Here is a 26,594-nt window from a genome sequence, read left to right as displayed (position 1 = left end):
GCGGCAGCAACAAATGTTTTAACTGTGCGAAAGCGAAGCGGCAGCAACAAATGTTTTAACTGTGCGAAAGCGAAGCGACAGCAACAAATGTTTTAACTGTGCGAAAGCGAAGCGGCAGCAACAAAGCGCCCAGCCAGAAACGGAAATCAACCCCACGTTATGGCAAGAAACGAATTTAGAATTGTAATAACGCTGAAGTGAAAATGGATCAAAGGAGAATGCGATGCTGTCATTTATTTTATCTGCAAAAAGATTGTTAGTAGGCATGTGGAAGTCATTCAAGCGTCCACAATTTCTATCTTTGTTTACAACATTATTTTTTATCATTCTTTCAGGGACAATGTTTTATAAAGGAACGGAAGGATGGTATTGGATTGATGCCATGTATTTTGCAGTAGTGAGTTTAATTCCAACCGGTGTTGAGACGGGATTGTATCCTACTAGTAATTTTTCAAAGATATTTACGATGATTTATTTAATCGTTGGAACAGGCGTCATGTTTATTACGCTATTAATGCTCGGCAGATCAATAGTCGATTTTACAATTGAGGAAGAAAAGAAAGAACAAGCAATAAAACGTCTGAAAAAATAAAAAAGCAGTTCAATAAATCTATAAGATTTACTGAACTGCTATTCTTTACTTAGTTACGATAGTCTAGCAATGATGCCTTCTTCATCGTCTAAGACTAATTCGATTCCTGTTGAAAATGGATCACCATGTAGGACGTCTTTAATCCATACACGTAGTGCACCAATCATTGCTGATGTATTGAACATCTCGACTTGACCATTCGTTTCAACTTCTGCACCGAAGCCTGCGTCATCATCGTATGTTAGTTCTACAAGTACATCCTCAGGGCGAATGTTTTTATAGTAAGCCTGAGATAAGCAAATTGCATTTATAATATCTTGTTCATTAATTATTTGTGCCATTGTGCTTCCTCTTTACGCTTTTTATCTTTAAACATATTAACAATTTTTACAACTAGCATTATGATAACCATGATGGCTGCAACGTTAATTAATAAGCCTAAAATATTACCAAGCATACCCATACCACTGAAAAGACTTCCGAATAATAAGCCAGCTAAACCACCAAGCATTAAGCCTTTCATAAGACCACCTGAGAAGAAGCCGCCTTTCTTAGCTGTTGAATCCGTTTTGTTTGTGCTTTTATTTGTTGTTGCATTATTTTGATCTTTAGATTTATCCTGAGATTTTTGGAAATTAGAGCTATTGTTATTATTATTGTTTGAGAAGCCTTTTTTACCTGACTTATAGGATTTAGCTTCTGCAGTTGGTGTATCTGAGATGAACAATGTTGCACCTACAGTTGCAAACATAAGTGTCGCTGCAAAAAGAGCGGCAAGAATTTTTTTCATTACTTACATTCCTCCAATATAATTTTTAGTTTTGTCATAAACTAATCTAATAGTAATTTTACATGAACCATCTCGAAAAATAAAATAAACGCTTTCATCAATTTAGGTATATGCACAAATTTGAACAAGTAGTGACAATGTTAATCCAAATGTTGGACATGCATTACTTATATCGTTAATTGTAGTGGAGGTTGGACGTCCGCCCCTAGTAGGAACGGAATTCAATCTTGAGTTAAGAGGATAAGCCTTAAAAGGGTATATGGAAAGAAAGGAGTGAAACGATGATTTCAACATTACTACTATTAATTTTAATTTTTTTAATTTTTTATATAACGGAAAGAAGACGTTTTTTCAATGCAGTAGTGCTGGGTCTTGTAGGGTTGTTTATTTTAGGCATTATACTTAGTCATCCTGTATTTCTCCCGAATGAGCAGGGGATTGTGTCGAAGATGGGTATAGTCGTAATACTTGGAAGTTTCCCGAGTATAATGTTTATTTTATCGATAGCTACGTTTTTTAATAGTAAAGTTTTACTTGAAAAAGAAGGACGTAAAGTACGAAATCTATTGTTAGCTGTTTTTGGTTTGAGTTTTTTTATTATGATGATTTGGTATGTATTTGTGATTTTTATGAATATCGAAAATAATCTTTGGCATATTCTTTTCTTCTATGGGTTCTTGGTTTTCGGATATACAATGTTTTTATATACAAGCATAATGGCCTACGCTACTCTATATCATTTTACGCCTATCTTTTATGAGCCTAACTATATTATTGTGTTAGGGTCAGGACTAATCGGAGATAAAGTACCGCCGCTTTTAGCTAGCCGTTTAGACGAGGCAGTAAAGCAGTTTAAAAAGTATGATGAACGACCTTACATTATCGTCTCAGGTGGACAGGGAAGTGATGAAAAAGTATCAGAAGCATATGCCATGAAAAAATATATAGTTGACGAACATCAAATACCGTCTCAAAAAGTATTTATGGAAGATCAATCGACAAATACTGAGCAGAATATGGCATTCTCTAAAGAAATTATGGATAAACATGCTCAGGGGAAAAAATATCGATCCTTATTCGTAACAAATAATTTTCATGTTTTTCGTGCAAGTATTTATGCCAAAAAGGTGAAGCTTGATGCACAAGGTGTTGGTTCAAAGACAGCCTTTTATTATGTACCTAATGCATTTACTCGTGAATTTATTGGTTTATTAGAAATGTATAAATGGATTCATGTCACTGTCTTTTTGTTTATTACATTGTTTATTGGCTTATTATTAAGAGCATATGTGTAACCAATATAGAGCTGTCTTCCATATAATAGTGGCAAGGTGCATTTTATTTCCATTCAGTAGAAGACTTCCACTTCAAGGTGGTGAAATGAATGCGGACGGGGTTCCTTTTTTAGAGTGTGTCTAAATACCTACTGAAATAGAGGGGCTCAGTTTAAGAGTGCCACGTCCTGTGGCAATTGATCTGTGCGAAAGCGCAGTGCAACGTAGCGACAGCAACAAATGTTTTCTGTGCGAAAGCGCAGTGCAACGTAGCGACAGCAACAAATGTTTTCTGTGCGAAAGCGCAGTGGCAACGTAGCGACAGCAACAAATGTTTTCTGTGCGAAAGCGCAGTGCAGTAGCGACAGCAACAATTATGCCAAGGCGAAATTGATAGTAGTGTGCGAGGGGGAAAACGAATGTATGGGCAATTTTTAGCAAAAAAAAATAAAGAGCGAATAGTGTCCCTACAAAAGCTCGCGCAAACGCAAGATACGTGTTTTGCGCAAAACATTGATTTGATAGCAGTCAAAGAAGTACAGTTAGCAGCCGTGCACAAAATTGTATATCAAGTTGTGCAGGGACTATTGAAAAAAAAACAACAACGACATTTACAAATTATACATCCAGAACAGACACAGTCAGTACAGGAGAATGTGCTAACGCTTTTAGCTGAATATGATGATTTACTGCGTGAAGCAATTCCACTCCCTATCTATATTTTCATTTGGCAAATTTCTTCATTGGAGAAGTTAGCTAATTGCGTTGAAGTTGTTGATGATGTACTTGATATATTGGAATGGTATTTTATTCATCAAAATGAGCAAGTTGAAGCATTTGACGAAGAAGTTCTTGATCATGAAGTAATCATAGACTTATACAAAGATGCCATCGAGGAACAGGATGCGGATGCACAGTTTCAACTTGGTGATTATTATAGTGCTATCGACGGGACATATTTCCAACCAGAAAAGTCTGTGAAGTGGTTCGAGTTAGCAGCATCACAAGATAATGCTGATGCACAATATGCTCTAGGTAATTTTCACTTTGAAGGTATAGGTGTAGAAGAAAACTATAACATGGCTTTTTCACTGTACGAGGCTGCAGCAAAGCAAGGGCATCCGGATGCCGCGAATAATTTAGCGGATATGTATTTTAACGGTGAGGGAGTGCCAGAAAATTTGGTACTTGCGAAGAAGTGGTTCGAATTTGCCGCACAACATGGTGTGGCAGAGGCCATGTTTACACTCGGAATTATATACGAGCAGGGATTAGGAGTCGACAAAGATGAGGAGCAAGCTTGTAGCTATTATAAAAAATCTGCTGAAGTAGGCTATATTGAGGCACAATATAGGTTTGGAGGAATCTATCTAGAGGGTCGGTTAGGGCAACCGAAAGATGTGAACCGTGGATTATATTGGTATGAAAGAGCAGCGAAGCAATATCATGTCGATGCCTTTTATGATTTGGGTTTTATTTGGAGCCAAGGGTTAACAGGTATACGGAATATTGAAAAAGGTATTCATTGGTTTAAACAGGCCGCCCTTCAAGGTGATTCGGAAGCAAAATTACAACTAGGGCACATATACAATAAAGGGGAAGGAATAGCTAGAAATATTAACGAGGCTATAAAATGGTATGGTCTTGCAGCAGATGCTGGAAGTGCGGAAGCGGCAATTTTACTGCAAGAATTGAAAGGGGAGTAAGTATTTTTTATTAAAAAGTAATAGGTTTTTAGATTCAATTATTACCCTTTTTGATATAGATATTAAGTTTTAGTTCTGTTGCTATGAATGAGTATATATTACCAGTTGTGGTTGGCCGTTAAAATATCAATATAATAAAGTGGTATTACCTCGAACTAAAACAAAGGAAAAATAAGCATAAAAAAAACAGAGATGATGTCAATTGGCTACCCAAAAGTATTGTGGTAGCTTTTTTGCTGTTTTAGATAATAAGTAAGACAACAGGTACTTTTTGTTCAATTAATGTAAAAAAATGTAATTATAAAAATTGACAGCTATTTATAAAATGTATAAGGTATATGAGGGATTTTGAAAGGTAGTTAGTAGCGATAGCTAATTATAAAGTTACCATTTTTAGTTGATTTAACAAAGGGACAGAGTCATAAGTAATACTGAGGGTGTTCTCACTAAAAGTTAGGGATGACAATTCCACAGGAAGGCGCCTAGCCCGAATGGAAATCAACTGTACGTTATGGTGATGTTTTTTTATTTTTAAGTGAATGGAATTAAATTTTTCTCAGCTTTTAAAAGTACACGGCATGAAAGAGGGTAAATGTGTGATTTTTCAAAAACAGAGAAAGACAACGGCGTTAGATTTAGAGCAATACATTGTAAAAATGGATATAGCGAATCGCAATTCAATAAAAAAGCAAATTGATTTGCTTAAATTGACGAAGCGGGATTTACAATATTTAAAAGCCTTTCAACCTTTTGTAGAAGGCAATATTGATAACATTGTTAATCGATTTTATGAAATGATTGTAACTGAACGTACTCTAGTAGATATTATTAATAAACATAGTTCTGTAGAGAAGCTGAAAATTACTTTAAGACGTCATATTATTGAAATGTTTAATGGTACGATTGATGATGATTTTTATCAAAGAAGAGTTAAAATTGCTAAAGTACATGTACATATCGGGCTTAAAACACAATGGTATATTTGTGCTTTTCAAGATTTAACGGCATCATTTATTGACTTAGTTGAAGAACATGTTCATCATCCAATGGATCAACTTAATACAATTAGGGCTATCTCAAAAATATCTAATTTTGAGCAACAGTTAGTTTTAGAGGCTTTTGAGCATACCATTGAGCAGCTTCATGAAAAAATAGAACGTAGAAAAGAAGTAATAGAGAAAAAAATCGTAGCGTCTTCGGAAGGTCTTGCCACAATATCATTGGAAACAAACAACTCGTTTCATCGCTTAAGTGAACAATCGGATGAAATTAAACAACTGGCAAAAAAATCACTTCAAGTGTCGACTATGGCTGAGAGTCAGGCATTAGAAGGTCGTGAACGATTAAAGAATCAATCGCAAAATATGAGTAATATTATTGATTCGCTTGATGGTATAGCGGAAAATATTACACAGTTGGCAGATATGTCAAGGGAAATGGAATCGATTATGAATGTTGTGACAAATATTGCTAATCAAACGAACTTGTTAGCTTTAAATGCGGCAATAGAAGCGGCTCGCGCTGGAGAATCGGGTAAAGGCTTTAGTGTTGTTGCAGATGAAGTGAGAAAACTATCGATTCAAACAAAGGAATCTGTCACATCGGTTGCGACTTTATTACATAAAACGAATGAGCGGACTGATAAACTTGTTCACTCGCTTAGTAATATTCAAGAAGAGGTAACTTCTGGTGAGGAAAACATGGTTCAAACGGAAGGCCAATTTACTAATATATTGGACGCTATGACCGAAGCCAAAGAACAAAATGGACAGATGGAAAAAGAAGTACAAGCAATAGTAGAAGTACTAAGTCAATTAGGTATTGCTTTTAATGAAGTGAAAAATTCCGCTGAAGAACTAGCTAGCTTTGCACAAAATTTAAATTAATGAAGTGAAAAGCAGGAGACAAAGAAAAATAAAGATGCTTTACACTGTAGTGTATAATAACACTATATCAACTGTTAATATATACGATCCGCTAGGTAGATAAAAATACCGGTGAAAATATGCTGTTAAATTCAATATATACTAATTGAACATAGAAAAGAATGGAGCTATCCTATGCGCTGGATAGCTCCATTTTTGCTAAATTTGTAAAGGGTTTAACGTAATTTTCGATAAAAAAAGTTTATACTGAAATAAAGAACTAAAAATAGGGGCGGTTAATATGAAAACAGTAGTTGTATTAGGTGGCGGAATTACGGGTTTGTGTACGATGCATTATTTACAACGTCAAGTTCAGGAGAAAAACTTAAATGTAAAGCTAGTACTCGTTGAAAAAAATACATACCTTGGTGGTAAGCTTCACTCTGCATATGAACAAGGCTTTATCATGGAAACAGGAGCAGATTCTATAGTAGCGCGTCATAAAGGTGTTATGGAGTTAGTAGAAGAACTTAATTTTGAACAAAATCTTGTGTATAACGAAACGGGTGTTTCGTATATTTTCACAAATAATGAGCTACATGCTATCCCAGCAGATTCAACGTTTGGTATTCCTATGAGCTTACAATCTCTAGAGGAAAGCACGCTTGTATCAGAGAAAGGTAAAAAAGAAGCATTAAAGGATTTAACCATGCCAAATGAAGAATTTACAAAGGAAAGTTCGATTGGAGAATTTTTAACGTACTATTTAGGTGAGGAGCTTGTTCAAAACCAAATAGCGCCCGTACTTGCAGGTGTATACTCGGGAGATTTAAATCAACTTTCAATTGCTTCCACTTTACCGTATTTAATCGATTACAAAAATGATTACGGTAGTATTATTAAAGGCTTTGATGCAAACAGGGAACAATTTTTGAAAGCCGCCAATAAAAAATTTATTTCATTTAAAAATGGTTTATCGTCATTAATTGATCGACTTGAAGAAACATTAACGGATGTAGAAATTATAAAAGGGATTGCCACTATAAGTGTTAAAAAGCAGGAGAATCAGTACTCCGTTACATTAGCAAACGGTAAAATAATTGAAGCAAATCATGTTGTCATGGCACTGCCAAATGAAGCGGTACAAAGCTTATTGCAGGATGAATCTTTGAACGGCTATTTTGAACAATTCAATACTGCATCCGCCATTACGATTTACTTAGGGTTTGATGTACCAGATAATAGATTACCCGCGGATGGAACAGGCTATATTGTGTCACATAATTCGGATGTTATTTGTAATGCAGCAACGTGGACAAGTCGCAAGTGGAAACACACGTCAGCAGAAGGAAAATTACTTGTACGACTTTTTTATAAGAGCATTAACCCTGAGTATGAGAGATTGCGTTTGATGTCAGATGAAGAGTTAGCAGCGGTTGCTCTAGAAGATGTAAGAAAAAGCTTGGGGATTGAGGAAACACCAACAATTGTGGACGTGACAAAATGGATCGACCAAATGCCAAAGTATGATTTGGCACATCGTGAAGCGTTGCAAGGTCTCGTACAAGAGCTTGAGAAAAACTATCCGAATTTATCAATAGCGGGTTGCTCTTATTTCGGAGTGGGCATAGGTGCGTGTATTCAAAATGGTAAAAAAATTGGTGAGGAGCTTGCTGAAAAACTATCGTAATTGTTTGATTTAAATCAAAATATGGTATTTTTCGTGAGATTTTACCTCTGTTCTGTGAAATAGTCTTGACTCAATCGTTCGTAAACGATATGATTCTTTTAATTATTTAAAAAATTCATACAACATTCTTATCAAGAGAAGCTGAGGGACTGGCCCTGTGAAGCTTCAGCAACCAACTTATTGTCAGGTGCTAAATCCAGAGGACCGTAGTGTCGAAGATGAGAAGGAAAAACAATGACGAAACGTTAAAGCCTTCTTTTTATGTAAAAGAAGGCTTTTTGCATTTTAATTTTTATAAATAAAGGAAGAGAGGCTAGTTTTATGGGATTGCTTGAAAGGTTAAAAACGCATGTTCTTACAGCAGATGGTGCAATTGGTACAGTTTTATATGGCTATGGCTTGGAGTATTGCCACGAGGAAATGAATATACAAAGACCTGAATTAATTGAAAAGATTCATAGAGAGTATATAGCGGCAGGTGCCGATATTATTCAAACGAACACTTACGGAGCTAATGCCATAAAATTAGCCCGCTATGGATTAGAATCTCGTGTGCAGCAGTTTAATGAAGCTGCTATAACGATTGCAAAACGAGCAGCGGCAGATGGTGGACAATTTGTTTTAGGTACTATTGGGGGAATCCGTGGTATTCGAAAAAGCGACGCAACGTTAGAGGAAATTTTAGCAACAGTTGATGAGCAGGCAACCGTTTTACTTGCAGGAAATCCAGATGGCCTTTTACTTGAGACATATTATGATTTTGAAGAGTTAACAGCGACTTTAGCAATGCTACGAGCTAAAACGAAATTACCGATTATTGCTCAAGTTTCTATGCACGAACCAGGAATTTTACAAAATGGAATGAGCTTAAATAACGCTTTACATGAACTTGAAGCGCTAGGTGCTGATCTCGTAGGTGTTAACTGTCGCTTAGGTCCTCACCATACAATACAAGCATTTGAAGGTGTGGAGCTTCCTAAGAAAGCATTTATGTCAGCGTATCCGAATGCTTCTCTTCTTGATGTAGAGGATGGCCGTGTCGTTTATGAGTCGGAGGCAGATTATTTTGGTCGAGCAGCTGTAGAGCTTCGTGATCAGGGGGTACGTTTAATTGGTGGTTGCTGTGGTACGACACCAAAGCATATTGCTGCAGCGAAAAAGTACTTAGAGGAGTTATCTCCAGTCGAAGAAAAGTATGCAAAGCCAGAAAAAGTAGAGATTGTCCGTGAGGCTGAGCCAGCAAATTACGAACCATTACATGTAAAAGTAAAACGAGAACGCTCAGTTATAGTGGAATTAGATACACCAAGACATTTAGAAATTGAAGGCTTTATTGCGGGAGCAAGAAAAATATATGAGGCGGGCGCAGATGTAGTCATGATGGCAGATAATTCACTTGCTTCTCCAAGGATTAGTAATGTCGCAATGGGTGCCTTACTGAAAGAAACACACGGGGTACGACCGTTAACTCATATAACATGCCGAGATCGTAATTTAATTGGACTTCAATCACATTTAATGGGATTAAATGCACTAGGTATTCACGATATTTTAGCAGTGACTGGAGATCCGACGAAGGTGGGCGATTTCCCAGGGGCCACAAGCGTTTATGACGTATCTTCAATGGAGCTAATCCAATTAATAAAACAGTTAAATGAAGGTGTATCGTTCTCGGGGAAACCACTTCGTAAAAAGGCGAATTTCTCTGTAGCGGCTGCCTTTAATCCTAATGTACGTGTACTAGATCGCGCGGTATCTCGATTAGAGAAGAAAATTGAATATGGGGCAGATTATTTTATTTCGCAGCCTGTTTATACAAAGGAAAAAATCGTGGAAATATACGAGGCGACAAAGCATTTAGAAACACCAATTTATATAGGTATTATGCCAGTAACGAGCTATAAAAGTGCGGAGTTTTTACATCATGAAGTGCCAGGCATCAAACTATCCGATGATGTGTTAGCCCGTATGAAGGCATGTGGCGATGATAAAGAACGCGCAACACTAGAAGGGATTGCAATTGCCAAGGAATTAGTAGAAGTAGCAGCGGAATATTTCAATGGTATTTACCTCATCACACCATTTTTACGCTATGACATGACACTAGAATTGATGAAATTTATTGAGCAATTGGATGAACAGAAAAAAGGGGTAAGTATAAATGGCTAAGCACTTGATTGAAGAACAACTAGAGAAACGAATTTTAATTCTTGATGGCGCAATGGGTACAATGCTACAAAATGAAAATTTATCAGCAGAGGATTTTGGCGGCGAGGAATATGATGGCTGTAATGAAAATCTCGTGCTAACTAGACCAGATGTGCTTGAAAAAGTTCATAGAAAATATTTAGAAGCTGGAGCAGATATTATTTGTACAAATACATTTGGAAGTACTCCACTTGTATTAAATGAATATGATCTTGGTGCGAAGGCAGAAGAAATCAATACACGTGCTGTGGAAATTGCACGCAAAGTAGTAGATGAGTTTTCTACATCCGATTGGCCACGTTTTGTAGCGGGGGCTATGGGACCAACCACAAAAACCTTGTCAGTTACAGGTGGTATTACATTTGATGAATTAGAGGAAAACTTCTATGTTCAGGCCAAGGCATTAATCGAAGCCGGAGCTGACGTTCTGTTGCTAGAAACTAGTCAGGATATGTTGAATGTTAAGGCAGGAACATTAGGGGTATCTCGTGCTTTTAAGGCAACTGAAAAAGAGCTACCTGTGATGATATCAGGAACAATTGAACCGATGGGAACAACATTGGCCGGTCAAACAATTGATGCTTTTTACATTTCCATCGAGCATATTAAGCCATTATCAGTTGGCTTAAACTGTGCAACTGGACCAGAGTTTATGACGGATCATATCCGTTCACTAGCAGAGCTTTCAACAGGCTATATTAGCTGTTACCCGAATGCAGGCTTACCTGACGAGGAAGGCTGCTACCATGAGTCACCTGATTCGCTGTCACAAAAGCTAAAAGGCTTTGCGGAAAAGGGGTGGTTAAATATTGTAGGAGGCTGCTGTGGTACAACTCCAGCACATATTGCTACTATTCGAGAAGTGCTAAAGGACCAAAAGCCTCGTCAATTACCAGATGCCACACATGGTCATGTAGTTTCTGGTATCGAGCCATTGGTGTATGACGATTCTATGCGTCCGTTATTTATTGGAGAACGGACGAATGTAATCGGTTCTCGTAAGTTTAAAAATTTAATTATTGACGGGAAGTTTGAGGAAGCTGCAGAAATCGCGCGTGCCCAGGTGAAAAATGGAGCACATGTTATCGATATTTGTTTAGCAAACCCTGACCGCGATGAACTAGAAGATATACGTGGCTTTATGCAGGAGGTTGTAAAAAAAGTAAAAGTACCTCTTGTAATTGACTCGACAGATGAAAAAGTAATTGAGGAAGCACTTAAGTTTTCTCAAGGGAAAGCCATTATTAACTCTATAAACCTAGAGGATGGCGAGGAGCGTTTTGACGCAGTTTTACCGCTAGTGAAAAAATATGGTGCCTCTTTAGTAGTGGGGACAATTGATGAGCAAGGCATGGCGGTTGATCGACAGCGCAAGCTTGAGATTGCTGAACGTTCCTATAAATTGTTAACAGAAAAGTGGGGTATTGCTCCTGAAGATATTATTTTTGACCCATTAATGTTCCCAGTAGGAACGGGAGATGAGCAGTATATTGGTTCAGCACTTGAAACGGTAGAAGGAATTCGCCTGATTAAAGAAAAAATGCCACGTACATTAACGGTGCTTGGTGTAAGTAATATTTCGTTCGGATTACCACCAGTAGGTCGTGAAGTATTAAATGCCGTATATTTATATCACTGTACACAGGCTGGATTAGATTATGCAATTGTGAATACGGAGAAGCTAGAACGTTATGCATCCATTCCTGAGGAGGAAATTAAGCTAGCCAATGATTTACTCTTCCATACAAATGATGAAACATTAGCTGTTTTCACGGATTTCTATCGTGATAAAAAGAAGGAAAAAACAGAGGCAGATATTCCGAAAACAGTAGAAGGTCGCTTAGCTTACTATATTTTAGAAGGTACAAAGGAAGGGCTTATTGAGGATCTAGATGCTGCTTGTGAAATTTTCGAAACACCGCTTGATATTATTAATGGCCCATTAATGGACGGAATGGCAGAGGTTGGCCGTTTATTTAACGATAATCAGCTCATCGTAGCAGAGGTGTTACAATCAGCAGGAGTTATGAAGGCAGCAGTGTCACATTTAGAGCAATTCATGGAGAAAAATGAAGAGAGTGCTGGCAAGGGGAAAATGGTACTCGCTACTGTAAAAGGCGATGTGCATGATATTGGGAAAAACCTTGTCGATATTATTTTAAGTAATAATGGCTATAAGGTAATTGATCTTGGCATTAAAGTAACACCTGCTCAGTTAATAGAAACGATTCGTAAGGAGAAGCCAGATTTCATCGGGCTTTCAGGTTTACTTGTAAAATCAGCACAGCAAATGGTTATTACAGCTCAAGATTTCAAGGAAGCGGGTATTGATGTCCCTATTTTAGTAGGGGGAGCGGCATTATCTCGTCGCTTTACTGAAACAAAAATTGCTGGCGAATATAATGGTCCTGTCATTTATTCAAAGGATGCGATGCAAGGATTAGAGCAAGTAAATCGGTTAATGGGGGCAGATACACGTGCTGATTTCTTAGTTGAAATTGAGGAATCTCGCAAAAAACGCTTAGAGGCAGACGAAAAAAGAGCGGCTCGCCCGGCTAAAGAAGTAACTGTTAAGCCTGTACGCACGGTAAAGGAAGCTTCTGTCTTTCTTCCGGCTGATTTGCGACGCCATGTAAAGAGAGATTATGCTGTTTCGCATTTATATCCATATGTTAATATGCGGACATTACTTGGACATCACCTAGGCTTAAAAGGTCAAGTACAGCAGTTGCTTGATGCTGGCGATGCAAGGGCAACAGAGTTAAAAGATTTAGTCGACGATTATTTACAAAGTGATTTATTGAAGCCTTCGGGTGTGTATCAGTTTTTCCCTGCACAAGCCGATGGGGATGATGTCGTTGTTTATGATCCAGCAGATAGCAAAACAGAAATTGAACGATTTACCTTCCCACGTCAGCAAGTTGAACCGTTTTTATGTCTTGCAGATTTCCTGAAAACAGTTGAAAGTGGTGAAATGGACTATATTTCTTTAATGGTAGTAACAGCTGGACAAGGGGTTATGACGAAGGCTCGTCAGCTAAAAGATGAAGGAAAATTCCTTGAAAGTCATGCATTACAATCTACAGCACTTGAGCTTGCGGAAGGCTTTGCGGAGCGTATGCACCAAGAAATTCGTGATCAATGGGGCTTCCCGGATGCGACAGATTTTACAATGCGTGATCGTTTCGCAGCAAAATATCAAGGGCAGCGTTTTTCATTTGGCTATCCTGCATGTCCGAACTTAGAAGATCAAGAGAAATTGTTTGGCTTATTAAAACCAGAAGACATTGGTGTGCATTTAACTGAAGGCTTTATGATGGAGCCTGAAGCTTCTGTTTCAGCAATAGTCTTTGCACATCCAGATGCTCGGTATTTTAATGTGTAATGCTAGGAAAAGTGGTATAACTTTATGTGAAGGGGTTAAGGTTAAAGCCTCGGCATAATTGAAGTAGGACGTGAGCATGATGATTCGATTAATGGAAGAAAAAGATTTACCTGGTGTTTTAGATATTTACAATGACATTATTTTAACGAGCAAAGCCGTTTATCGATATGAAACTCAATCGTTAGAAGAAAAAAGACGATGGTTCAAGGAGCAGCAAACAATCGGTAATCCACTGCTAGTCTTTGACGTAAATGGCACAGTAGCCGGCTTTGCAACATATAGTCAGTTCCGTCCATATCCAGGCTATAAGCACACAATGGAGCACTCTGTATATGTGCATAAAGATCATTATCAAAAGGGAATAGCTATCCAATTAATGCATGAGCTTATCCGAATTGCTAAAGAGCAAGATGTGAAAACACTCGTAGCGGGCATTGATGGTGAAAATATCGGAAGCATTAAAGTACATGAAAAACTAGGCTTTGAATATGTAAGTACAATTAAAAATGCAGGCTATAAATTTGATCAATGGCTAGATCTTGCATTTTATCAGTTACAGTTAACTGAACCAAAAGTATAGAAAGTATTCGACATGACATATCTTTTCAGCTTGCCTGCTTATACTAATGATTGAAGATGAAATACGGGTTAAATAATAGGTTGATTGGAGTGTAGGCTGGGCGACTCCTAGGGGATCAGCAATAAAGGAACGACGGCTAAAAACATCACGTCCTGTGATAACGCCTTCGTGACCAACATCATGTTGGCCCAAGCGGCTCATCGGACGCCCCCCCAGGAAAGCGCCCAGCCGGAACGGAAATCAACTCCACTTTATAGTGATGAGCCATATTAATTTATATTTATTCCTAAACACATTACAAAAGGATATGACAAATGTCATATCCTTTTTATGATGTTTGCTTCTGTTGCATGATTGTACTCTTGTTTTATGATGAGGTCATAAGAAAAAAAGGAAAAGAGGGAGTAAATATAATGGCAACAGATAAAGAAAAAACAAAAAAACTGCGCCAAGACGTAGCACCATTTGCGAAATCTGATACGGCTAAAAGTATCTTCCAAATGGTTAATACGATTATACCTTTAATTGCTCTTTGGGTAGCTGGCTATATGTTAGTGGATGTTTCACCATGGTTAACAGCTGGGTTAAGTGTAATTTCTGCTGGATTTGTCGTACGAACTTTTATTATTTTCCATGATTGTACACACGGTTCATTTTTCAAAAATAAAAAAGCAAACGACTGGGTTGGTTTTGTAACTGGGGTGTTAACATCATTCCCATATGAAAAATGGAAACGTGAGCATACAATTCACCACGCAACTAGCTCGAACTTAGATAAGCGTGGTATTGGTGATATTGATATGATGACAGTGGAAGAATTTTTACAAGCATCTAAAGGGCAACGTTTATGGTATCGTTTTTACCGTAATCCATTTGTAATGTTTGGCTTAGGTCCACTGTTTATGGTGTTCATTTTAAACCGTCGTAATCGAAGTGATGCTAAACAGAAAGAACGTATTAACACGTATTTAACAAATGTAGTCATGGCAGGAATCTGTGCAGCCTTAATTTTCTTTATGGGATGGCAAGCATTTTTATTAGTGCATGGAGTAACATTGTTTGTGGCTGCTTCTCTTGGCATTTGGTTATTTTTTATCCAACATACGTATGAAGATTCTTATTTTGAGCATGACTCAGAATGGGATTATGTAAAGGCTGCTGTCGAAGGTAGCTCGTATTATAAATTACCAAAGCTATTACAATGGGTTACAGGCAATATTGGTTTCCACCATGTACACCATTTAGCTCCACGTGTACCGAACTATAATCTTGAAAAGGCGCATAATGACATACCGCCATTACACACTGCAACGACAATTACGTTACGTACAAGCTTAGAATCATTACGCTACAAGTTGTATGATGAAGAGCAAAGCAAGTTTGTAACCTTTAAAGACGTTAATGAAATAATTAAGCGAAAAGAAAGAGGCAGTTTAGCTGCTTAGTAGAATTTTTCAGCCATCTCTTCTAAGGGATGGCTGTTTTACGTAAACATTGTACAACAAGCGCAGTAAATATCATGTGCAGGCATAAAATAAATTTTCTTGTTATAATGAGGGAAAAGTAGGAAAGAGCGTGAGATTATGTTGAGGAAATGGCAAAGTATTATTCCGAATAGTCCAGTGCTCAGTATATATTTATGGATTATTTTCTGTTTCCTACCGTTTTTCTTCATTTTTAGAAAATCATCCTATATAGAAATATCAGTTGGTATTACATTTTTAATGCTATATTTTATTTTCTATCGGTTTTCCATGAATTCGAAAAACGGTCTTGTTTATATGTGGATTAGCTTTGAAATGGTTATTAATATCGTTATGACGATATTGTATGGCTATGTGTATTTATCAATTTTCACAGCTTTCTTCATTGGAAATCTTCGTAAACCGGTTGGCTTCTATATTATATACGGTCTACATATCGGTTTTACGGTTATTTCTACAGGTGTTGGCTTCTTCGTTGAGCTACATTTATTTTTATCACAACTACCATTTGTTGTTTTAACAATTTTAGCGGTTGTGCTTCTCCCGCTTACGATTTATTCAAAAAATAAACGCGAAAATTTAGAGGGTCAGCTTGAGACTGCTAATGAACGAATAGCTGAGTTAATTGTTTTTGAAGAACGCCAACGTATTGCTCGGGATTTACATGATACTCTTGGTCAAAAGTTATCGATGATAGGCTTAAAAAGCGACTTAGCTTCAAGATTAATTGAACGTGATCCACAGCAGGCTCTAACAGAGATTAAGGATATTCGTCAAACGGCGAGTATTGCATTAAAAGAAGTACGTGAATTAGTATCAGGTATGCGAACGGCTAGGTTTGAGGACGAACTTATGCGTATTGCCCAAATATTAAAGGCTGCTGAAATGGAGTTTGTATTTGATGGTGATAAAGATGCATTGCAAGTTCCACCGCTTGTAGAAAATGTATTATCCATGTGCTTAAAAGAGGCAGTCAATAATGTCGTTAAACATAGTGGTGCTACAAAATGCGAAATCGCCTTCCATCAAAATTTTAAGGAAATATATTTAGTTGTTCGTGATAATGGACAAGGAATCACCAAAAAGCAAGCTTGGAAAACGGGTAACGGATTAAAGGGAATGCGAGAACGGTTAGAGTTTATAAACGGTTCTTTTAAAATCGAAAGTGAAGAGGGCACTACATTAACAGTGTCGATTCCAGTTGCGATTACGCATCAGAAGGTCAAAGAAAATCTGAAGAACATATAGAAATGAGGACTGTGACATGATACGAATTGTAATTGCTGAAGATCAGGGTATGCTATTAGGCGCACTCCGTTCATTACTTAGTATGGAGGATGATATGGAGGTCGTCGGCTTAGCAAAAAATGGCGAGGAAGCATTGGCGCTTGTTGAAGAGCATCAGCCTGATATTTGTATTATGGATATTGAAATGCCAGTAAAAACTGGATTGGATGCTGCCGAGGAACTGCATGCCACAGGTTCTAATTGTAAAGTGATTATATTAACGACATTTGCAAGGCCAGGTTATTTTGAGCGTGCAAGAAAAGCCAGTGTTCGTGGCTATTTACTAAAGGATAGTCCAATAGAAGAATTGGCCAGTGCCATTCGCACAATTATGGACGGCAAAAGAATATATGCGCCTGAACTCGTTGATTTTGTCTATGAGGATGATAGTGAAAATCCTTTAACTGACCGCGAGAGCCAGGTACTGACACTCGTTGCAGAGGGCAAGACGACAAAAGAAATTGCTGCAGAATTGTTTTTATCGGCAGGAACTGTCCGCAACTATATCTCCACTATTTTAGAAAAATTAAATGTTGGAAATCGTATTGAAGCCATCGCTCGTTTTAAGGAAAAAGGGTGGAATAAGTAAGTAGCTTAAGAACCTAGCATGAATATCCTTATACCTAAGAAAGTGTTTGGATTAAAAAAAGACAAAAGGCATTGAATTATTTAAATTCGGTGCCTTTTGTCATATAAAAAATATATTAGCATATTGTATATTTTGACTATTAATGATAATATTTAGAAAAACACGATCGCTTTAATGGGAAGGGTGGAAATAATTGTGGGAAAAATTATGAAAGTTACTTCAACAGCATTATTAGCAACAACATTTGTCTTTACTAGCGCATATCCTTCAGCCGTTTTTGCTGCAAGCAACGATATGGTTGATCCAGTAGTTGGAACGGAGACATCTAGCTCACTACAAAGTAATATGGATCTAGCTGTTCAAGCGGCATTAGTCGGTCCTGAAATTAAAAAATTAAATGTACTAGGTCATGAATTTAATGTAAAACCAGCTTCTATTTCGAAAAAGAATGATCTAACAGTTGTAAATGGGCAGATTTCCCATCACTTAAGCTGGCGTCCGGATGATCAGTTATACTACCGTATTGATATAGAAAATGGAGAAGTTAAGCAAGTAGAGATTAAAATTGATCGTGGAGGTTGGACGAGTTTATCTGCTCCATTTCTTGCTACATTAGCACAAAAGAATGATATCCCGGTTACGCTCGAAATGATACAAGAACTTGGGCAAAAATTAGGTAGTTTTATTGATGGTAAATGGGAATATGCAGCTGAAGCAATTGTTTCAACTATTGCTTTACATGTTGAATAATATAAAACTTTAATCAGTGGGGGGTCATCCCCACTGATTATTTTTATGACACGCAGAGTTTGAAAATCCACAACTAAAGCCAGAAGCTTATTCGATTAAGCTTCTGGCTTCTTTATTGGAATCTTTATTTTTTACGTTTTGTTAAACGTCCAAGAACGAATGCACCTGCTGCTACTGCAAGGACTGTGTTCGTTTTTTTCGTAAATACTTGTTTTGTAACAAGATTAAGATTTTGAGGACGCTCCGCTAAACGGCGCATAAAGTAGCCGTACCAATCTTCGCCGAATGGTACATATACACAGAAGTTATAGCCTTCTTTTGCAAGCTCTTTTTGCAGATCTGTACGGAAGCCGTAAAGCATTTGGAACTCGAATTTATCAAGTGGAATATTATTGTCTTCTACAAAGCGTTTTACGTGTGCAATAACATTATGGTCATGTGTTGCGATGGACGTAAATTTACCATGTAGTAAATGATATTCAATTAGCTCAATGAAATTTAAATCAATATCTAATTTATCTTGGAAAGCAACCTCTACAGGCTCCTTATAAGCACCTTTTACGATACGAAGGCGATAGTCCTTGAATTTTTCAATATCGTCCTTTGCGCGGTAAAAATAAGATTGGATAACAGTACCCACATTATTAAACGTTTTGGAAAGCTCTTCAACCATTTCAAAAGATGTTTGTAAACGATCATAGTCTTCCATGTCAAAGTTTACGAATATATCATATGCTGCTGCTTTTTCTACAATTTCATATAAGTTATCGTAGCAAAAATCAACATCAATATCTAAACCTAATTGAGATGGCTTTAACGAAATATGCGCATCAACGCTATTCTCATGAATAGCTTCAATAACAGCAAGGATTTGTTCTTTAGCTTTTGTTGCTTCTTCTTCGGTTGAAACAAATTCTCCTAAATTATCTACTGTACAAGAGATATTATGAGCGTTTAGCTCTTTGATACTAGCAATCGTTTCTTCAATATTTGTACCAGCTACTACACTTTGTGCTCCTAATTTTAGGCCGTATTTTTTTGCAGTATTATTTAATAGTTGGTTCTCAGATAGATGGATGAAAAAATCGCGTAATAACATGGTCATTCTCCTCACTGCTGCATTTTTCTTTTTATTATAACATAATTTAGAAAATATATATTGTTTTTAATATAACGATTATTTTGTTTCAATAACTTGCATGCGTTCATTAAAAAGTGCAGGATAACTTAAAAAACCTATCATTATGCTTGATAATGTCGCTGCGGTTAGCAGGGCGAAAATGATTAATAGTTGGAATTGCACCGCTTGAATAGGGTCTGCTCCACCGATTATTTGGCCACTCATCATACCTGGTAATTGAACAAGACCAATTGTTTTTTGGCTTTCAATCGTAGGAATCATACTTGCTTTTATCGCATGCATTAGCTGTCGTTGAATAGCCTGTTTTGGTGTGCCGCCAAGCGATAATATTAACTCGATTTCGTTCTGATGACTTGCAATTTCTGATGTAAAACGATTTAAAAATAGAACTGATAATACCATTGAATTACCAATCATCATGCCGCTAATTGGAATAATATACTGCGCTGTTGATGGTACAATATCAAAACCAAGTAATACCCCTTGTGTAACACATTCAACAGTAAGGAGAGTTAATGCTATTTTCCATGTAATTCCTTTAATGCCTTTCCCTTTTTTACGAGCATTGAGTGTTGCTACTAAAATCATTAATGCAATCATGAGGAAAATATAAATATAGCTTTGAGCATCGAAGACAAATTTTAAAATGTAACCGACGGCAAGTAGTTGAATAATAGAACGAATAGTAGCGATGAGCGTATCTTTTTCAAGTCCTAGCTTTAAGGTTTTTGATAGTAGAAGTGGAATTAACACAAAAATTAACGTTAAGGAAAGCGAAGTATATGTCATTCAATCACCCCCTGTACAAATTCAGCGACACGTGGATTTTTAGGTGCGTGAAGTAAGGAGCTTTGTCCAGTTTCAATTAGTTCCCCATCCATCATGACCCATGTATAGTGGCCGATTGTTAGTGCTTGCTGTAAATTATGAGTAATCCAAATTATTGTGACATTAAACTTTTTATTGATTGTAGCAATAAGCGTCTCAATTTCTTGCACGGATTGTCGGTCTAGTGCAGATGTGATTTCATCTAGCAATAAAATAGAGGATTGATTAATAAGTGTTCTAGCAATAGAAACCTTTTGTCGTTGTCCACCTGATAATTTATTCGTAGGGCGTTGTAAAAAGCTTTGGTCAAGTCCGACATCATGTAAATATTGGATCGCTTCCTGCTCTGTAAGCTTTTCTCCTTGTAACGAACGAGGAAGTGCAAGATTATCAAATACAGACCCTTCTATCATAGGGGCCGCTTGAAGAGCCATGCTCACATGTCTTCTTAAAGCGGTTGGTTCATATGTAGCAATGTTTTGATTATCAATTAATATTTGACCATCAGTAGGTGATAATAGTCCATTGCACAATTTAAGTAGAGTTGTTTTACCAGCACCGGAAGGACCGACTAATGTAGTGATTTTTCCTTTAGGAAATGACCCAGTAATTAATTGTAAGATTGTCTTGTCATTCGCTGAAAAGCTGACCTGTTGAAAGTGAATGGCAGGCTCATATGACGTATTCATAAAGTTAAAACTCCTTTATACTAATAGGTAAAATAACTGTAGCATGAAACAAAGGGAAGCTAAAGTTATTTAACATTGGGCAATAAAGTTAAGGGGGATAGAGAGTGGATATATTATATGTAGATACTTTAACATATGCACAAGGCACTATGTATATCATTGCCTCAGATGATGGATTAGTATATATCGGAACACCAAATGCACCATTCGAAGAGGTGGAAGTGTGGGCGAAAAAGCCGTTTAAAGGCTATCGTTTTGAAGAGAATAAAGAAAAGGTACAGCAATATGTTAAGCAATTATCTGCTTATTTTAATAAGGAACTTACTGAGTTTGATTTACCGATACATGTTAAAGGGACGCCGTTTCAACTAGCAGTATGGGATGCTTTGAAGGAGCTACCATATGGTACAACTACAACATACTCAGATATTGCACACCGTATCGGTAATCCGAAAGCAGTAAGAGCTGTAGGCAGTGCAATCGGCGCCAATCCAATATTAGCGATTATTCCTTGTCATCGTGTGATTGGCAAAGATGGGAAACTAACAGGCTTCCGTAGTGGGCTTGCTATGAAAGAATTTTTACTAGAGCTAGAGAGAGCATAAAACAAGAATCTGCATAATCTTTGGGTAAACAGTTTGCCGAAGAGATTGCAGATTCTTGTTTTTTATATTAAAGAAGACGAAGTTCAATAAATACTATACATGTTCTTCTTGGACATTGTTATTTGCTTTACCGAAATGAGTTAAACGATGAGCAAATGATTCTCCTCGCACTGCAGAGCCCTTGAAAATATCCTGAAACTCATAAGCCGGAGCACCGTGTTCGATGACATCTAGGCCAGTGACTTCATCTTCAGCAGAAACTCGTAATGGCACAAATGCTTTTATAACAAGTAAACCAACTGCTACTGAAACGCTAACCCAAGCAATGGTAGCAATAACCCCAATGGCTTGCACTCCTAATTGGTCGATACCTCCTCCATAAAATAATCCTTGACCACTAATATCAAACAAGCCAACTGCTAGAGTACCCCAAATACCACAGATACCATGGACGGCGATTGCACCAACAGGATCATCGACTTTTAACTTCCATTCAATGAAGCGGACGCCCTCGACCAATAATGGAGCAGCGATTAATCCGATAATGAGTGAACCTACAATACTAACGTTAGCTGCACCAGCGGTAATACTTACAAGTCCTGCTAAAGCACCGTTTAATGTGAGTGAGCCATCGATATGACCATATCGAAATTTTGTATAAAGGGCTGTAACCACAACTCCAGCAGCAGCAGAGAAAAATGTATTTGCAATTACGCTTGGTACAAGTTTAGGATCGGCAGCTAATGTTGAAGCACCATTGAAGCCAAACCAACCAAACCAAAGTAAAAATACGCCTAAAGCTCCTAATGGAATACTATGTCCTGTAATAACGTTGACACGACCATTTTCATATTTACCGAGACGAGGACCGACCATTACCGCAGCTACAAATGCCGCAACTGCACCTGTTAAATGTACAACGGTAGATCCAGCGAAGTCGGTAAAACCAATATTTGTTAACCATCCATGCCCACTCCAAACCCAATGACCAACAACAGGATAAACAAGTAACGACATGAGAATAATTACGCCGATATAAGCAAAAATATTAGTACGTTCTGCCACTGCTCCAGATAAAATTGTTGCTCCAGTTGCTGCAAACATCGTTTGGAAAATAAAGAAGGAGAGATTATCTACACCATTTAAGGCAAAGCCACTTGTACCGAAGATACCGCCAACTGAATCACCAAACATAATAGCGTAACCACAGAGGAAATAGACAATGCCACCAAGTGAAATAGTTAGGAAGTTTTTCATAATAATATTGACCGCGTTTTTTGAGCGTGTAAAGCCAGCTTCAACCATCGCAAATCCTGCATGCATAAAGAAGACTAAAATTGTACCGAGCATCATCCAAACTAAATTTACAGATAATGTTATTTCATCCATATATATCGCCCCCTTATTCTACTGCAATTGATCCGACTTCTTTTGTACGGATACGAATTGCTTGTTCTATTGGATAAACGAAGATTTTACCATCTCCAACCTTGCCAGTTGCTGCCTTACGTAATAAAACTTCAACAATAGGATCTACTTTCTCATCATCAACAATCATTTCTAATTTCAACTTTGGCAAAAATTCAATTTCATAGGTATTTCCACGAAATAACCCTGTACGTCCTAATTGACGACCGCAGCCAGCAATTTCTGAAACACTGAGCCCAGCAATTCCTTCCTGTGCAAGTCCGTCCCTGACCGAGCCGAAAACTTCGGGACGGATGATCGCTTCTATTTTTTTCATCAATATCAGCTCCTTGAGTAAATTTAATTTACATGTTAAAACGCTATGAAAAACGGCGCAATAATTATTTGAACATTCATGTTATGTTTCGTTACATGTAATATTTCGTCTTTCGTATTAGTTTGCTGAAAATGTTTTTAAAAGGGGAATGAAAGCGGTATTAAAATTTGTGTCTAAAATGTGAACATTTCTAAATTTTCTGATTATTAGTGTGAGGAAACCTAACATTAAAGTTGGAGAATGTAATACGCAAGAATTTGGGTATATAGTGTATACTAGGACTAATTATCAAAGCGGAAGAAGGGGTTTCTTGTGAGATCAAACTATGCAGATGACAGCTTAGCGCTACACACCGACTTGTACCAAATCAATATGGCAGAATCGTATTGGGCTGATGGTATACATAATAGAAAAGCAGTTTTCGAACTATATTTTAGAAAATTACCTTTTGGCAATGGTTATGCAATTTTTGCGGGATTAGAGAGAATTCTTGAGTATTTACGTGATTTTCGCTTCAGTGATTCAGACATAGCGTATTTGCGTGAAGAGGTTGGTTATAAAGAGGATTTTATCGAGTATTTAAAAAATATTCGTTTTACAGGGGATATGTATTCTATGGTGGAAGGAGAAACTGTTTTCGCTAATGAACCAATTATCCGTATTGAAGCGCCGTTAGTGGAAGCGCAACTAATTGAAACCGCATTACTTAACATTGTGAATTACCAAACCTTAATTGCAACAAAGGCTAGTCGTATTAAACAAATTATAAAAAATGAAGTGGCGATGGAGTTCGGTACACGACGCGCTCAGGAGATGGACGCAGCAATTTGGGGAACGCGTGCGGCGTTTATTGGTGGTTTTGCTTCAACTAGTAATGTGCGAGCAGGTAAACTTTTTAATATACCGGTATCAGGTACACATGCACATGCACTTGTACAGGCTTATAAAAATGATTATGATGCATTTCACTCCTATGCAAAACGTCATCGTGATTGCGTATTCCTTGTAGACACTTACAATACGTTAAAATCGGGTGTGCCAACAGCGATCCAAGTGGCTAAAGAACTTGGAGACAAAATTAATTTTATTGGAATTCGATTAGACAGTGGGGATATAGCTTTCTTGTCAAAAGAAGCACGTCGTATGTTAGATGAGGCAGGCTTCCAAAACGCTAAAATTATCGTATCAAATGACTTAGATGAATACACGATCTTAAACTTAAAGGCTCAAGGTGCAAAAGTTGATGTGTGGGGAATTGGTACGAAGCTCATTACTGCATATGACCAACCAGCTTTAGGGGCTGTTTATAAAATGGTCGCTATTGAAAATAACGATGGGCAATTAGAAGATACGATTAAAATTTCTGCGAATGCTGAAAAGGTAACGACGCCAGGTCTTAAAAATGTATATCGCATTATTGATAGAAAGAATGGTAAGGCAGAGGGAGATTACATTACGATGCACGATGAAAATCCTCAATCAGAGGAACGCATTAAAATGTTCCATCCTGTTCATACATTCGTATCAAAATTTGTTACAAACTTTGAAGCGAAAAACCTACATCAACAAGTGATTAAAAATGGCGAAATACATTATCAAAATCCTACTTTGGAAGAAATGCGCGATTATGCAGCAGATAATTTAGAACTGCTATGGGATGAATATAAACGTGCTATGAATCCTGAGGAATACCCAGTCGATTTAAGCCAAAAATGTTGGAATAATAAAATGCGCAATATTGAAGAAGTAAGTGAAATGGTCAATCGATTGTAAAGCGTAAGGAGTGAAGGACAAAATGACATTACAACAAGAAATCATAAAGGAATTACGTGTATTACCTACTGTTGATGCGCAGGAAGAGATTCGCAAATCCATTGATTTTTTAAAGGGATATGCGCGTCGCTATAGTTTTGTAAAAGGGTTTGTTCTCGGAATATCAGGTGGTCAAGACTCCACATTAACTGGAAAATTAACGCAGCTTGCGGTTGACGAATTAAATGCCGAAATGGGAGAAGCGAAGTACTCATTTTGGGCTGTTCGCTTACCATATGGTGTGCAAGCAGATGAAAAGGACTGTCAAGATGCGATTGACTATATCAAACCTACGAAAACTTTTACAGTAAACATTAAAGATGCAGTCGATGCAAGTGTTAGAGCATTAACGAATGCAGGTATTGAACTAAGCGATTTTGCAAAAGGGAATGAAAAGGCACGTGAGCGAATGAAGGTGCAATATTCTATCGCTGCTATGAATAATGCTGTTGTGCTTGGGACAGATCATGCTGCGGAGGCAATTACAGGTTTTTACACAAAATTTGGGGATGGCGGTGCAGATTTAATGCCTATTTTCCGTCTAAACAAGCGTCAGGGTAAGCAGTTGTTAGCGGCACTTGATTGCCCAGAGCACTTATATTTAAAAATACCAACTGCTGACTTAGAGGAAGATCGTCCTTCATTACCAGATGAAGTGGCGCTTGGTTTAACGTATGACCAAATTGATGATTATTTAGAGGGGAAGGCTATCCCTGAAGAAGCTCGTAAAACATTAGAAGGACATTATTTACGTTCACAGCACAAACGCCATATGCCAATTACAATATTCGATGATTTTTGGAAGTAATATATAGCTATCACCATAGCGTGGGGTTGATTTCCGTTCCGGCTGGGCGCTTTGTCGCTGCCGCTTTGATTTCGCACAGTAAAAACATTTGTTGCTGCCGCTTCGCTTTCGCACAGTAAAAACATTTGTTGCTGCCGCTTCGCTTTCGCACAGTAAAAACATTTGTTGCTGCCGCTTCGCTTTCGCACAGTAAAAACATTTGTTGCTGTCGCTTTGATTTCGCACAGTAAAAACATTTGTTGCTGCCGCTTCGCTTTGATTGATATAAATATTTAGGAAAAGAGTTATGAGAAAAAGTGGAAAATATTTTTTCTTATAGCTCTTTTCTATTTTTTTTAAGCAATTTGGTTCTGTATTATTAAGTTCGAGCATATAATGTCGATATATATACCTACAAAGTTGATAAAAAGTAAAGGAGGGTAATTATTTATGAGGACTTCTAGAGTAAGTTCGACGACTAGTAGTATATTTCGTAACGAACAACAGTATTTACATGCTGGGGATTTAAGCCATAATTTCGGACAAAATCCGAAGAAACAGTTTAAAAACAGTTTGCTAAAGAATAAAGATAAAAAGCATTTAAGTAACACTAAACAAATCCAGCAGCAACGTCCCAATAAAGTAGCGGCTAGTTTTGTGGACAATGCTTACGATTTACAAATACGTAATGAATTAAATGAAACTGCTGTAAAGCTAAGTATGGTCAGCAAGCAAAAGAAGTTTCTCAATAGTTACCGTTCTTCTATATAACATCATAAATTCAAACT

At 37.4% G+C, this 26,594-nt stretch carries 24 protein-coding genes and 1 riboswitch; of the genes, 16 read left to right on the top strand and 8 right to left on the bottom strand.

The window, feature by feature from the left end; genetic code table 11:
* The first annotated feature begins 223 nt into the window (after window positions 1–223).
* The gene (locus ABNX05_RS23715; RefSeq protein WP_349661944.1) at window positions 224–592 is read left to right on the top strand and encodes an ion channel; all 369 of its coding nucleotides are present in this window, start codon (window positions 224–226) and stop codon (window positions 590–592) included.
* Window positions 593–645: 53 nt separating this feature from the next.
* Here ABNX05_RS23715 and ABNX05_RS23710 read toward each other — a convergent pair whose 3' ends face one another.
* Together ABNX05_RS23710 and ABNX05_RS23705 are read right to left on the bottom strand one after the other, a co-directional pair.
* Window positions 646–933 (bottom strand): DUF2653 family protein, encoded by a 288-nt coding sequence (locus tag ABNX05_RS23710; RefSeq protein WP_197142883.1) that lies wholly within the window; start codon window positions 931–933, stop codon window positions 646–648.
* A complete protein-coding gene (locus ABNX05_RS23705; RefSeq protein WP_079563637.1) occupies window positions 921–1,382 on the bottom strand; it encodes a hypothetical protein in 462 nt (153 codons plus the stop codon). Before ABNX05_RS23705 ends, ABNX05_RS23710 begins: the two co-directional genes overlap by 13 nt.
* Before the next feature lie 281 nt (window positions 1,383–1,663).
* On the opposite strand from ABNX05_RS23705, the gene ABNX05_RS23700 reads away from it, so the two are divergent.
* The 11 genes from ABNX05_RS23700 to ABNX05_RS23650 all read left to right on the top strand — a co-directional run bounded on the left by ABNX05_RS23700 (window position 1,664) and on the right by ABNX05_RS23650 (window position 18,200).
* A complete protein-coding gene (locus tag ABNX05_RS23700) occupies window positions 1,664–2,677 on the top strand; it encodes a YdcF family protein (RefSeq protein ID WP_349661943.1) in 1,014 nt (337 codons plus the stop codon).
* A gap of 398 nt (window positions 2,678–3,075) precedes the next feature.
* On the top strand, window positions 3,076–4,362 hold the full coding sequence (locus tag ABNX05_RS23695; protein WP_349661942.1) for an SEL1-like repeat protein: 1,287 nt from the start codon (window positions 3,076–3,078) through the stop codon (window positions 4,360–4,362).
* A 596-nt stretch (window positions 4,363–4,958) separates the two neighbouring features.
* Window positions 4,959–6,248 (top strand): protoglobin domain-containing protein, encoded by a 1,290-nt coding sequence (locus tag ABNX05_RS23690; protein ID WP_349661941.1) that lies wholly within the window; start codon window positions 4,959–4,961, stop codon window positions 6,246–6,248.
* A 280-nt stretch (window positions 6,249–6,528) separates the two neighbouring features.
* Complete coding sequence (locus ABNX05_RS23685) at window positions 6,529–7,917, top strand: protoporphyrinogen oxidase (RefSeq protein WP_349661940.1); 1,389 nt, start codon at window positions 6,529–6,531, stop codon at window positions 7,915–7,917.
* Between the two features lie 125 nt (window positions 7,918–8,042).
* Window positions 8,043–8,142, top strand: a riboswitch (SAM riboswitch).
* A 96-nt stretch (window positions 8,143–8,238) separates the two neighbouring features.
* Complete coding sequence (locus ABNX05_RS23680; RefSeq protein WP_349661939.1) at window positions 8,239–10,086, top strand: bifunctional homocysteine S-methyltransferase/methylenetetrahydrofolate reductase; 1,848 nt, start codon at window positions 8,239–8,241, stop codon at window positions 10,084–10,086.
* A complete protein-coding gene (gene metH, locus ABNX05_RS23675) occupies window positions 10,079–13,510 on the top strand; it encodes a methionine synthase (RefSeq protein ID WP_349661938.1) in 3,432 nt (1,143 codons plus the stop codon). Before ABNX05_RS23680 ends, metH begins: the two co-directional genes overlap by 8 nt.
* Window positions 13,511–13,589: 79 nt before the next feature.
* The gene (locus tag ABNX05_RS23670) at window positions 13,590–14,090 is read left to right on the top strand and encodes a GNAT family N-acetyltransferase (RefSeq protein ID WP_349661948.1); all 501 of its coding nucleotides are present in this window, start codon (window positions 13,590–13,592) and stop codon (window positions 14,088–14,090) included.
* A 413-nt stretch (window positions 14,091–14,503) separates the two neighbouring features.
* On the top strand, window positions 14,504–15,535 hold the full coding sequence (gene desA / locus ABNX05_RS23665; RefSeq protein ID WP_349661937.1) for a Delta(5) desaturase DesA: 1,032 nt from the start codon (window positions 14,504–14,506) through the stop codon (window positions 15,533–15,535).
* A gap of 138 nt (window positions 15,536–15,673) precedes the next feature.
* Window positions 15,674–16,822 (top strand): sensor histidine kinase, encoded by a 1,149-nt coding sequence (locus tag ABNX05_RS23660; protein WP_432760169.1) that lies wholly within the window; start codon window positions 15,674–15,676, stop codon window positions 16,820–16,822.
* Window positions 16,823–16,838: 16 nt separating this feature from the next.
* On the top strand, window positions 16,839–17,450 hold the full coding sequence (locus ABNX05_RS23655) for a response regulator (RefSeq protein WP_349661936.1): 612 nt from the start codon (window positions 16,839–16,841) through the stop codon (window positions 17,448–17,450).
* Between the two features lie 195 nt (window positions 17,451–17,645).
* Window positions 17,646–18,200, top strand: coding sequence for a methyltransferase (locus tag ABNX05_RS23650; protein WP_349661935.1), 555 nt, complete (start codon window positions 17,646–17,648; stop codon window positions 18,198–18,200).
* Window positions 18,201–18,324: 124 nt separating this feature from the next.
* On the opposite strand, the gene ABNX05_RS23645 is transcribed toward ABNX05_RS23650, so the two are convergent.
* From ABNX05_RS23645 to ABNX05_RS23635, 3 genes are all read right to left on the bottom strand, one after another.
* A complete protein-coding gene (locus ABNX05_RS23645; RefSeq protein ID WP_349661934.1) occupies window positions 18,325–19,299 on the bottom strand; it encodes a proline dehydrogenase family protein in 975 nt (324 codons plus the stop codon).
* 78 nt (window positions 19,300–19,377) lie between these two features.
* Window positions 19,378–20,130: an ABC transporter permease gene (locus tag ABNX05_RS23640; RefSeq protein WP_349661933.1), complete on the bottom strand. Its 753-nt coding sequence runs from the start codon at window positions 20,128–20,130 to the stop codon at window positions 19,378–19,380.
* Window positions 20,127–20,858, bottom strand: a complete 732-nt coding sequence (locus ABNX05_RS23635) for an ABC transporter ATP-binding protein (RefSeq protein ID WP_349661932.1) — start codon at window positions 20,856–20,858, stop codon at window positions 20,127–20,129. Before ABNX05_RS23635 ends, ABNX05_RS23640 begins: the two co-directional genes overlap by 4 nt.
* A gap of 104 nt (window positions 20,859–20,962) precedes the next feature.
* On the opposite strand from ABNX05_RS23635, the gene ABNX05_RS23630 reads away from it, so the two are divergent.
* Window positions 20,963–21,463 (top strand): methylated-DNA--[protein]-cysteine S-methyltransferase, encoded by a 501-nt coding sequence (locus tag ABNX05_RS23630; protein WP_349661931.1) that lies wholly within the window; start codon window positions 20,963–20,965, stop codon window positions 21,461–21,463.
* Window positions 21,464–21,556: 93 nt separating this feature from the next.
* On the opposite strand, the gene ABNX05_RS23625 is transcribed toward ABNX05_RS23630, so the two are convergent.
* Window positions 21,557–22,852 (bottom strand): ammonium transporter, encoded by a 1,296-nt coding sequence (locus tag ABNX05_RS23625; protein ID WP_349661930.1) that lies wholly within the window; start codon window positions 22,850–22,852, stop codon window positions 21,557–21,559.
* A gap of 13 nt (window positions 22,853–22,865) precedes the next feature.
* Window positions 22,866–23,207, bottom strand: coding sequence for a P-II family nitrogen regulator (locus tag ABNX05_RS23620; protein WP_197142910.1), 342 nt, complete (start codon window positions 23,205–23,207; stop codon window positions 22,866–22,868).
* Between the two features lie 312 nt (window positions 23,208–23,519).
* On the opposite strand from ABNX05_RS23620, the gene ABNX05_RS23615 reads away from it, so the two are divergent.
* A complete protein-coding gene (locus ABNX05_RS23615) occupies window positions 23,520–24,980 on the top strand; it encodes a nicotinate phosphoribosyltransferase (protein ID WP_349661929.1) in 1,461 nt (486 codons plus the stop codon).
* A gap of 22 nt (window positions 24,981–25,002) precedes the next feature.
* Window positions 25,003–25,827, top strand: a complete 825-nt coding sequence (nadE, locus tag ABNX05_RS23610; protein ID WP_349661928.1) for an NAD(+) synthase — start codon at window positions 25,003–25,005, stop codon at window positions 25,825–25,827.
* On the opposite strand, the gene ABNX05_RS23605 is transcribed toward nadE, so the two are convergent.
* A complete protein-coding gene (locus ABNX05_RS23605) occupies window positions 25,774–26,199 on the bottom strand; it encodes a hypothetical protein (RefSeq protein WP_349661927.1) in 426 nt (141 codons plus the stop codon). The two genes, nadE and ABNX05_RS23605, sit on opposite strands and share 54 nt — an antisense overlap.
* A 57-nt stretch (window positions 26,200–26,256) precedes the next feature.
* Here ABNX05_RS23605 and ABNX05_RS23600 point away from each other — a divergent pair, with 57 nt between their 5' ends.
* Window positions 26,257–26,577, top strand: coding sequence for an NAD synthetase (locus tag ABNX05_RS23600; RefSeq protein ID WP_349661926.1), 321 nt, complete (start codon window positions 26,257–26,259; stop codon window positions 26,575–26,577).
* Window positions 26,578–26,594: the final 17 nt, after the last annotated feature.

The sequence above is a fragment of the Lysinibacillus zambalensis genome, from assembly GCF_040183165.1.
GTDB lineage: Bacteria > Bacillota > Bacilli > Bacillales_A > Planococcaceae > Lysinibacillus > Lysinibacillus zambalensis.
The sequence above is the reverse complement of the archived record's forward strand: the minus strand, read 5'-3'. Positions and strand labels throughout refer to the sequence as shown.